Raw genomic sequence first — 11,214 nt, 5'->3', positions numbered from 1 at the left:
CCCCTCCCCCCTCCCTCCCCCAGATAATTGCAGGTGTGGACGAAGTAGGAAGGGGAGCTTTATTCGGGCCCGTGGTAGCGGCAGCCTGCATTCTGCCCGACGAAGTTCTCGACGAACTAGCAAGTTGCGGGGTGCGCGACAGTAAGCAGTTGAGTGCCGCAGCCCGGAGTCGGTTAACACTGAAAATCCGGGCTGTGGCTGTTGACTGTCAAATTGGTGTGGCTTCGGTGCGAGAAATCGATCGTTTGAATATTTTGCAAGCTTCTTTGTTGGCAATGAAACGCGCGATTTTGAAGCTGAATGTCACGCCTGATTTGTGTTTGGTTGACGGCAATCAAAGAATTCCCAATTTGTCGATCGCACAAGAGACGATGATTAAAGGTGATGCGCGATCGATTCAGATAGCCGCTGCTAGTATTGTCGCCAAAGTTTGGCGCGATGAATTAATCCTGCGTTTAGCTGTTAAATATCCCGAATATGACTTGACAAACAACAAAGGATATGGTACAGCTAAACATAAATTGGCTTTGGAACGTTGCGGTGCGTCTGTCTTTCATCGGCTGTCATTTAGCCCCTGTCGAAAACCTGAAAATAACGGCGGCGAAAAAATTTAGTTAATTTCAGAAAATACAAATTTAAATTCATTCTTTCTTGTAGAATATATCCATTTTTTTACTTTTTTAAGGCGACTTATGATGAAATTTACCGGATACCAAATTCTGGCACAAATCTACGAAAGCGCTAATTCCGCAGTCTATCGAGCTAGCCGAGAACAGGATAATAAAGCAGTTATCCTCAAGGTACTAAAAGAAGACTATCCTACACCTGCCGAACTCACTCGCTACAAACAGGAATATGAAATCACTCGCAACTTAAATCTAGATGGCGCAGTTAAGGCCTATGGATTAGAACCATATCAAAGAACATTAGCCATCATCCTTGAGGATTTGGGTGCATTCTCATTAAGACAACTGCTCGACAGTCATATTGAGTCAAATTCTGACTTTTCTCTTCCAGAATTTCTCAAAAATGCTATCAAAATCACTGAAATTTTAGGTCAAATTCACAGCAGCAATATTATCCACAAAGATATCAACCCCTCCAATATCCTCTTCAATCCAGAAACCGGAATTCTCAAAATCATCGACTTTGGCATTTCCACCCAATTAACCCGCGAAAATCCTACCCTAAAAAATCCCAATGTTTTAGAAGGAACTTTAGCCTATATGTCGCCGGAGCAAACGGGACGGATGAACCGTTCCCTAGATTACCGCACAGATTTTTACTCCCTCGGTGTCACCTTCTACGAACTGCTCGCAAAACAGCTACCATTTGAAACTACTGATGCACTAGAATTGGTGCATTGTCATCTTGCTAAAGTGGCGGTATCGCCTCGTGAGATTAATTCAGAAATTCCTAAAGCCGTTTCAGATATTGTGATGAAACTGATGGCAAAAACGGCAGAGGAACGATATCAAAGTGCCGGCGGAATCAAAGCAGATTTGGAAACCTGTCTAACGCAGCTACAAACTAATGGAGAAATATCAGAGTTTCCCCTCGCCTCAAGCGATATTTCTGATAAGTTTCAAATTCCCCAAAAACTCTACGGTAGGGAACAAGAAGTTGAAACCTTACTAGCAGCATTCGAGCGTGTTGCAGGTTCCCAAGCTAAGTCCAATTCATTACCCACATCTGGCGAAACCCTCTCTTCGCTTCAGTCCCGCCGGGGAATCAAGCGCGACGGGGGAAGAGTAGAACTCATGCTCGTTGCGGGTTATTCCGGCATTGGTAAATCAGCCCTCGTACAAGAAATTTATAAACCAATTACCCAAAAGCGCGGTTATTTCATCTGGGGCAAATTCGACCAATTTCAGCGCAATATTCCCTACTGGGCCTTCGTCAGCGCTTTTAAAGAATTGGTGCGGCAACTGTTAACAGAAAGCGAAGCACAACTAAACCTTTGGCGAGAAAAACTCTTAACCGCAGTTGGTAATAACGGTCAAGTAATTATTGATGTAATTCCCGAAGTGGAACTGATTGTCGGCAAACAGTCAGCCGTGCCAGAGTTAGGGGCCCAAGAATCTCAAAATCGCTTTAATCTCGTCTTCCAAAACTTCATCCGAGCCTTTTGTACAAAAGAACATCCCTTAGTCATTTTTCTAGATGATTTGCAGTGGGCAGACTCCGCTACTCTCAAGTTAATCGAACTGATGATGACGGATGCAGATACACAATACCTGTTTCTAATTGGGGCGTATCGGGATAACGAAGTCAACCCCACTCATCCGTTGATGGTGACTCTTGATGGGGTGCGGAATGTTGGGGCAACTGTCAACTTTATTACTTTAGCATCCTTGGCACTAGAGTCGATCGCTCAACTGATTGCCGACACATTGCACGGTGACATCGCATCAGTAAAACCCTTGGCAGAATTGGTAGTGCGGAAAACAGAGGGCAATCCTTTCTTTGTCAATGAATTTCTGAAAACCCTGTATGCTGAAAATTTACTAAATTTTGATTTTGAGCGCCAAATCTGGCAGTGGAATATTGCTCGAATCGAAGCAATGGGGATCACCGATAATGTAGTGGAGTTGATGATTGGTAAGTTGAAGAAACTTCCAGACTCAACTCAGCAGGTTTTACGTTTAGCGGCTTGTGTCGGTGCTTCTTTCGACTTAAACACCCTTTCTATTATCAGTGAAAAATCTACGTCGGAAGTTTCTAAAGACCTAACAACAGCAGTTCAGTCCGGGTTAATTTTGCCCGCATCCGAGTTAGATGAACAACTGTTAATTCAAGATTATAAATTCCTGCATGACCGGGTGCAGCAAGCAGCTTACTCGCTCAATGACGAAAAACACAAACAAGAAATCCACTTAAAAATTGGTCGCATTCTGTTGAATAAGCTTGAAAAATCTGAGTCAGAAGAACGAATTTTTGATATAGTTAATCACCTGAACAAAGTACAATCATTGCTGGGTGACAAATCGGAAAAAGAACAATTAGCTAGATTGAATCTAATCGCTGCCAGAAAAGCTAAATTCTCTTCAGCCTATCAACCCGCATTAATATATATAACTAATGGGATAAAACTTTTACCCCATAATAGCTGGGAAGAAGAGTATCACCTGACATTTTCATATCACATTGAAAAAGGTGAAATAGAATATTTAAATGCTAGCTGGGACGAAGCTTTATTAACTTTTGATGAAGCCCTCGCTCAGATCGATAGTTTGTTGGATCGGTGTAAAGTCAATGAATATAAAGTGACGTTATATCGAATGAAAAATGATTTGGAATCCTCCTTATATCTGGGAGTACAGACCCTCGAACTATTGGGAATTAAGTTGAAAGCTTTTCCTGAAGAAGATGAACTTATAGCAGAAGTGAATCATGCTACTGAGACAATCGCTGCCAGGAAAATTGAAAATTTTATAGATTTTCCTGAAATGCAAGACCCTGAAAAACTTGCTGCTATGGTACTCCTCAGAGAATGTTTACCTCCATCTTACTTTTTAGGGTCTAGATTGCTGTTCATAATAGGTATAAAAATGATTGAGCTATCGCTCACCTATGGGAACAATCCTCACTCTTCAGTTGGGTATGTATATTATTCGTTAACACTTGCCTTTGTAGCGCAAGATTTTGAAGCCGCCTATAAATTTGGAAATTTAGCCTTGAGATTGAACGATGAAAAGTATCAAATGAAGCGTTATGAAGCATTAATTTTGAATATGTGGGGAGGATTTGTTTCCCATTACACTGAACATCTCGATCGCTCTAAAGAGCATTTAATGAGAGGATATTATAGCGGGGTAGAAAACGGTGCCTATCAATGGGCGGGATATTGTGCAATCAACTTTTTGTTTATGTGTTTTTGGGGGACTGATTCGTTAAAAGAATTATCCGAAAAAATCGATAAATTTATACCCGGCTTGAAAAAAATCGATCCAAACATGGTGCAATATTATTATGCGGTTAAAGCGACTATTTATAATTTGATTGAACCCGTTGAGGATTGGAGCGTTCTTGATGAATCCGTATGGCCGAATGCCAAGGAGATCATTAATTCTTGCCTTGAAAAAAATGATTTATTCACAGTATTTATAGAAATAGCCTGTAAATTGTCTTTAGCCAACTGGTATTCAGATTCCGAGAAGGCGATCGACTATGCTAACTCTGCCGAAAAATATTTGATCGGCGCGACGGGGATTTTTATTAATCCGGCTTTCCATTTTCATCAATGTCTAGCCTTATCAGTTGGGTATGACTGTGCTGATGGTGAAAAACAGGCACAGTATGTGGAGAAGATTAAATCGAATCTTGAGAAATTCAAACTCTGGAGTAAACATTGTCCGAGTACCTACCTTCATCAACGTCTGTTAATCGAAGCTGAGTTGGCGCGAATTACAGGCAATACTCTGGAAGCGCAGGATTTGTATGACGAAGCGATTTCCTCAGCGCGAGAAAATAAATTTTTGCAGAATGAAGCGCTAGCGTCGGAACTAGCAGCTAAGTTTTGGTTGGGTAAAGGTAAAGAGAAGATTGCTAAAGTCTACATGAGTGAAGCTCACTATGGCTACCAACGCTGGGGCGCTAAACGCAAGGTGAAAGATTTGGAGGAAAAATACCCGCAGTTGCTGACGAAATCATCTTCCCCAGCGAAGAGCATCACAGCCACAAGCACGACAACTACCAGTACCTTAACTGGCATTAAGTCAGGTGAAGCTTTGGATTTAGCCACCATAATCAAAGCCTCCCAAGCGATTTCCGGCGAAATTGTCCTGGATAAGTTACTCGCCAACTTAATGAAAATTTTGATTCAAAATGCTGGGGCGCAAACAGGCTTTCTGATTTTGGACAAAGCCGGACAATGGGCGATCGAAGCTTCTGGAAATGTGGATGCCGATCGCATCACCGTATTGCAGTCAACCCCCATTGACAACCACTTACCCGCATCGATCGTCAACTATGTTGCCCGTACAAGAGAAACAGTTGTCAAGAACGATGCGGCAAATCAAGGCAAATTTACACTTGACCCGTACATCAAAGCGCATCAAACCAAATCTATTTTGTGTGCGCCACTGCTCAATCAAGGTCAACTCAGCGGCATTGTCTATCTGGAAAATAATTTAACCACAGGAGCTTTTACCCCCGACAGATTGGAAATTATCCAACTATTATCCGGGCAAGCGGCGATCGCCATTGATAACGCTCAACTCTATAACAACCTCGAGCAAAGAGTTGCCGATCGCACTCAAGAATTGCAAAACACCCTCGACACTCTCCAAGCCACTCAAAATGAGCTAATTCAATCGGAAAAAATGGCCGCCCTCGGACAACTAGTGGCCGGAGTAGCCCATGAAATTAACACGCCTTTAGGAGCAATTCGCGCCGCGATCGGCAACACCGATAAAGCCTTAGAAGCATCGTTATTTCAACTGCCCCAACTGTTGCCCCAACTCACCGAGCAACAGCAAGCCGACTTTTTCAGCGTCCTCAAACAATGTCTGAGCAGTCAATCGGGCCTCAGTACCCGCGAAAAACGCCAAATTAAACGGACGCTAACTCAACAGCTTGAATCTGATAACATTGCCAATGCCAAACAACTGGCTCACCTGCTAACAGAAGGGGGAATACATCAGAGTTTTGACTCTCAAATGTCTTTGCTGCAAACGCCTCAAGCCAACCAAATAGTGCAAATTGCCTACGATATTGCCCGCCTGCAAGCCAACAGCCAAAACATTAACAACGCCGTCGAACGAGCTTCAAAAATAGTCTTCGCTCTCAAGAGCTACGCTCGTTACGACCACACTGAGGAAAAGCGATCGGCCCAGATTACTGACACCATTGAAACCGTGCTGGAATTGTACAATAATTATCTCAAGAAGGGTGTCGAGGTCACTCGTCACTATCAACCAGTTCCAGAGATTCCTTGCTATCCCGACGAACTCGTGCAAGTGTGGACAAACTTAATTCACAATGCAGTTCAAGCGATGGATGGCAAAGGGACGCTGGAAATCGGAGTGCATCAGAAAGAGCGAAATATTGTAGTAGAATTCACAGACTCGGGTTGCGGGATTTCTCCAGATATTCAAGAGCGAATTTTTCAACCTTTCTTCACTACCAAATCAGCAGGAGAAGGAAGCGGTTTAGGACTAGATATTGTCCGAAAGATCGTGGAAAAACATCAAGGAACAATTACTTTTGCATCTGTCTCTGGCAAAACTACCTTTACGGTGACGCTGCCTAATAGTTGACAGTTGATAGTCGTAGGGGCGGTGCCTGTGAGTGCCCGCCCTCAGAGTTGACAGTTGACAGTTGACAGTCGTAGGGGCGGTGCCTGTGAGTGCCCGCCCTCAGAGTTGACAGTTGAAGAGTTAGTTGTTACAGCAGATTGCAAGTTTATGAAATACAGGTCCCATCGCTCTCCTCCGGGACATGGCAAAAGCCTTTGTCCCTAAAAGGGCTAGGGCGTGTTTTCTTGCCTACCGATTGAGATCCAGATGCCCGATGCACTACATTGTCAAAAAAACAGTCAAAAAAAAGACTGGCCTTAATTATTGATGGTGGTAATGACTACATAGTTATCATAGTAACGAACAGTGGGAAAAGTTAAAACCGCGTTGAACCTGCGATCGACCAAATCAAGCAATTTCGTCGCATTGCTACCCGATATGAGAAGCTAGTAGCAAATTATACAGCTACGATCGCGATCGCCTGCATTCTGTTGTGGTTGTAGTTTGAAAACTCGCTCTAAGTAAGTCGGCGTTGTACAACGCAACTATGTAAACGATTGTAAAGTATTTAACTGCCAAGAAAGCACCGCTAGTCAGATTTGTTTACGTACTGTTTAGTGAAGTTTAATGTAGCTTATACCAATTTTTTATGAGGCTGCACATATCTCGATCCCCCCTAGCCCCCCTTAAGAAGGGGGGGACTGGAAGCTTCTTGAAGTCCCCCTTTTTAACCGCAATTGACAACCAATATTGCGAGGCATCGATTTTCAGCAGCTAAGATGACGTAAGTAAGTTGAGATCGCCTTGACGCGGGCTGATTTGCAACTGTCTGCTGCCAGGGCGGACACGGGGGCAGGGCCACTACCACAGGTTAACTGTCAACTGTCAACTGTCAACCGTCCACTTCACAACCCTAAAAATATGACTGAAGCAGCAATTCTATGTGTTGATGATGAAATAGTTATTCTAGAATCTATCCAGGAGCAAATTAGCCGTCACTTTGGCGATCGATTTCTGTATGAAGCTGCCGAAAGTGCTGAGGAAGCCCTAGAAATCATTGAAGAACTAAATAAGGAGGGAGTCAAGATTCTTGTAATTGTCTCTGATTGGTTGATGCCCGGAATGCGGGGAGACGAGTTTTTAGTTCAAGTCCAGCAGCAATTCGGCGATATTACCAAGATTATGTTAACCGGACAAGCCGATCTGGAAGCTATTGAACGAGCCAAGCGTGAAGCTAATCTGTACTCCTGCATTCATAAACCGTGGCGGGAAGAAGAGTTAATTGAAATCATGACAACAGCCCTGAAATTAGCATGAACCAACTAGCGATTATTCTGGTAGATGACGAACCGATGATGTTGGAAGGTCTTGCTGAGGAATTACAAAGAAACTTCGGTCAAGATTACCAGATTGAAGCGGCCCAAAGTGGTGAAGAAGCCATAGAACTTATCGAAGAATTGGGTGCCGAAGGTATCGAAACTGCTGCGGTTATTTCTGACTATCTGATGCCGGGAATCAAAGGCGACGAACTTCTCTGTCAGATTCACGCCCAATATCCCAATATATTGAAGATTATGCTCACCGGTCAAGCCGCAGCCGATGCAGTGGGCAATGCTGTGAATTCAGCTAATCTCTACCGTTATATTGCCAAACCCTGGGATGCTACGGATCTCCACCTGACGGTTAAAGAAGCCCTCAGAAAGTATTTGCAAATCAAAAAAGTCGAAGAACAAAATGCTCAACTGCGGGAAAATGAACAGCGCCTGACTCAGATTTTAGAAGCAATGCCCATTGGTGTTACAGTTCACGATAATGCCGGACAAATAACTTATGCCAATCAGAAAGCCAAGGAATTACTTCAGTTAGACATTTTACCTGAAACCAAAGTCGATCGACTTTCAACGGATTTCAAAGTTTATCAGGCGAGAACTAATGAATTATATCCAACGGAAAAATTGCCGCTCGTGCGCGCTCTGGCAGGGGAAACAGTTCATGCTGAGGATCTCGAAATTCATTACTTTGATCGGAGCGTTCCCTTAGAAGTTTCGGCGACACCTATTCGGGATAAAACAGGTCAGATATTACAGGCGATCGCAGCTTTCCAAGATATTAGCGATCGCAAACAAGCTGAGGCAGAACGAGAACAGTTTACCCAAGAATTGTGCCAACTCAATGAAGCTTTTTCTCGGTTTGTTCCCCGTCAATTTTTGCAATCTCTAGCTCGCAAAAATATCACCGAAATTCAACTGGGAGAATCTATTGAGAAAAAACTGTCGGTTATGTTTGCCGATATCCGTGCTTTCACAACCATTTCAGAGCAAATGACTCCAGAAGATACGTTTAAGTTTATCAATGGCTATCTCCGACGCATGGAACCTGCAATTATTGAAAATAGTGGTTTTATTGATAAATATATTGGCGATGAAATTATGGCACTGTTTGAAGGCAGTGCTGATAATGCGGTAAATTCAGGAGTGATGATGTTGAAACTCCTGGCGGAATATAACAAAAGCCGACAACAGCGCGATCGCCAACCCATAGAAATTGGTATTGGTATCAATACAGGAAATTTGAGGCTGGGAACAGTAGGCGGTAACTTTCGCATCGATACTACCGTCATTGGCGATGCAGTTAATCTCGGTTCGCGCCTCCAACAGTTAACCAAAGTCTACAAAACTCCGCTGCTGATTTCCCATTACACTTTAGCTGGGATCGAAGAACCGATGAAGTATGCCCTGCGCTTTGTCGCTCAGGTGCAAGTTCGAGGTAAAACCCAAAAAGTCGGGGTGTTTGAAGTATTTGAGGCCGATCCTCCCGCCCAAAAACAAGCCAAATTGGAAACGAAGTCGATGTTTGAATTAGCTGTAATTCGCTATTATCAAGGAGCAATTGGGGAAGCCAAATTCCTGTTCGGTCGGTGTTTGGAAAAGAATCCCGGCGATACCGCTGCCCAAATTTATTGGGAACGCTGTGCTTAATCTCAAAAGACACTCATAATAATAAAACGTCCCGATCGCGATCGCGCACCGTCATTCGATTTTAGATTTTAGATTTTAGATTTTGGATTCACCCCACAGATAAATTCGGGGGCTTGAGGATTTTAGATTTTGGATTTTGGATTGATTCGGCGGATCGATCGCCTGGCGGGTACCATCAAAAAATTCACTGGTTACAAAAAATACAACCGGACATTAATCTATATCAGGAGTTTAGACCTATGGTATTAGCTAATTATCAAGAAACCGATCGGCTTTATTCCGGCACTCGCACCCTCGTCTATCGAGCCATCCGCACCACCGACAGTCAACCCGTTATTATCAAAGTTCTACAAAACCCCCACCCTAGTTTTAACGAATTAGTCCAGTTCCGCAACCAATACGCGATCGCCCACCACCTGGAACATCCAGCCATTGTTCAACCCCTCGCCCTGGAACGCTACGGCAACGGTTACGCCCTCGTGATGCCCGATGAGGGGGCGATTTCCCTCCCCGACTACTGGCAAGGCGAAATCCGTTCTTTAACAGCATTTTTAGACATCGCCATCCAACTCGCCCAAGGTTTACATTATCTAAGCCAACAGGGCATCATCCACAAAGACATCAAACCCGCTAACATCCTGATCCACCCGGAAACGCGCCAAATTAAGCTCATCGACTTCAGCATCTCCAGTTTGCTCCCCAAAGAACAGCAACAACTGATTAACCCCAATATTCTCGAAGGAACCCTCGCCTATATTTCTCCCGAACAAACCGGGCGGATGAACCGAGGAATTGACTACCGCACCGATTTTTATTCTCTGGGTGTCAGCTTCTTTGAAATCCTCACCGGAAACTTACCTTTTGAAACCCACGATCCGATGGAGTTGGTGCACTGTCACATGGCTCAAGCGGTGCAGTTTCCCGCAGACAGCGAGCGATTTGCCATTTCCGAAGCGGTGCAGGCAATTGTCCTCAAGTTGATGGCGAAGAATGCCGAAGAGCGCTATCAGAGTGCATTAGGTTTGCAGTACGATTTAGAGCGATGTTTGCAACAGTGGAAAACGACGGGAGAAATTACCCCATTTCAAATTGGAGAACGGGATATTTGCGATCGCTTCATCATTCCCGAAAAACTCTACGGCAGAGAAACAGAAGTTAAAACTTTATTAGAAGCCTTCGATCGCATCAGCGAAGGCAACACAGAAATCATGTTAGTAGCGGGATTTTCCGGCATCGGCAAAACCGCCATTGTCAACGAAGTTCACAAGCCGATCGTCCGCCAGCGCGGTTACTTCATCAAAGGAAAATTCGATCAATTCAATCGCGAGATTCCCTTTTCTGCATGGGTACAAGCATTCCAGAATTTGATGCGACAATTACTCACCGAAAGTCCTGCCCAGGTGCAGAAATGGCAAGTCAAAATATTTGAGGCTTTGGGTGAAAACGGTCAAGTCATTATTGATGTCATTCCAGAATTAGAACACCTAATTGGCAAGCAGAAAAAAGTCTCAGAACTAGAGGGGACGGCTGCCAAAAATCGATTCAATCTATTATTTCAAAACTTTATCCGAGTATTCGCCACAAAAGAGCATCCTTTAGTAATTTTCTTGGATGATTTGCAGTGGGCAGACTCGGCTTCATTAAAACTAATACAATTGTTGATGAGCGAAACAGATACCCGCTATCTGTTGTTAATCGGAGCGTATCGCGATAACGAAGTGTTTCCCGTCCATCCATTGATGCTGACTTTGGATGAGATTCGCAAAGAGTCGGCAACAATCAATCAAATTACTTTAACACCCCTAGACCAACTTTCGTTGAATCACCTGATTGCCGATACCATGATTTGTTCACCCGAAAGGGCAATTCCTCTAACAGAACTGGTTTTCGCCAAAACTCAAGGTAATCCTTTTTTTGCCACTCAATTTCTCAAATCTTTGCAGGTCGATGGGTTAATATCATTTGATTTTACCCCCCCAACCCCTGTCTCTTATACA

General features: G+C 43.7%; 5 protein-coding genes and 1 pseudogene. All 6 read left to right on the top strand.

Translation table 11 applies throughout. The annotated features are described in order from the left end of the window. Positions 1 to 23 precede the first annotated feature (23 nt). The gene (locus IQ270_RS23680) at positions 24 to 614 is read left to right on the top strand and encodes a ribonuclease HII (protein ID WP_339384296.1); all 591 of its coding nucleotides are present in this window, start codon (positions 24 to 26) and stop codon (positions 612 to 614) included. A 78-nt stretch (positions 615 to 692) separates the two neighbouring features. After that, complete coding sequence (locus IQ270_RS23675; RefSeq protein WP_193975635.1) at positions 693 to 6,260, top strand: AAA family ATPase; 5,568 nt, start codon at positions 693 to 695, stop codon at positions 6,258 to 6,260. A 383-nt stretch (positions 6,261 to 6,643) separates the two neighbouring features. Then, a pseudogene (locus IQ270_RS23670) lies at positions 6,644 to 6,742 on the top strand (IS5/IS1182 family transposase); the annotation flags it as partial. A 418-nt stretch (positions 6,743 to 7,160) separates the two neighbouring features. After that, on the top strand, positions 7,161 to 7,556 hold the full coding sequence (locus IQ270_RS23665) for a response regulator (protein ID WP_193975634.1): 396 nt from the start codon (positions 7,161 to 7,163) through the stop codon (positions 7,554 to 7,556). Beyond that, on the top strand, positions 7,553 to 9,217 hold the full coding sequence (locus IQ270_RS23660) for an adenylate/guanylate cyclase domain-containing protein (RefSeq protein ID WP_193975633.1): 1,665 nt from the start codon (positions 7,553 to 7,555) through the stop codon (positions 9,215 to 9,217). Before IQ270_RS23665 ends, IQ270_RS23660 begins: the two co-directional genes overlap by 4 nt. 239 nt (positions 9,218 to 9,456) lie before the next feature. Beyond that, on the top strand, positions 9,457 to 11,214 hold a 1,758-nt coding region (locus IQ270_RS23655), incomplete at its 3' end, for an AAA family ATPase (RefSeq protein ID WP_193975632.1).

The organism is Microcoleus sp. LEGE 07076 (genome assembly GCF_015207455.1).
Classification (GTDB): domain Bacteria; phylum Cyanobacteriota; class Cyanobacteriia; order Cyanobacteriales; family Microcoleaceae; genus Microcoleus.
The sequence above is the reverse complement of the archived record's forward strand: the minus strand, read 5'-3'. Positions and strand labels throughout refer to the sequence as shown.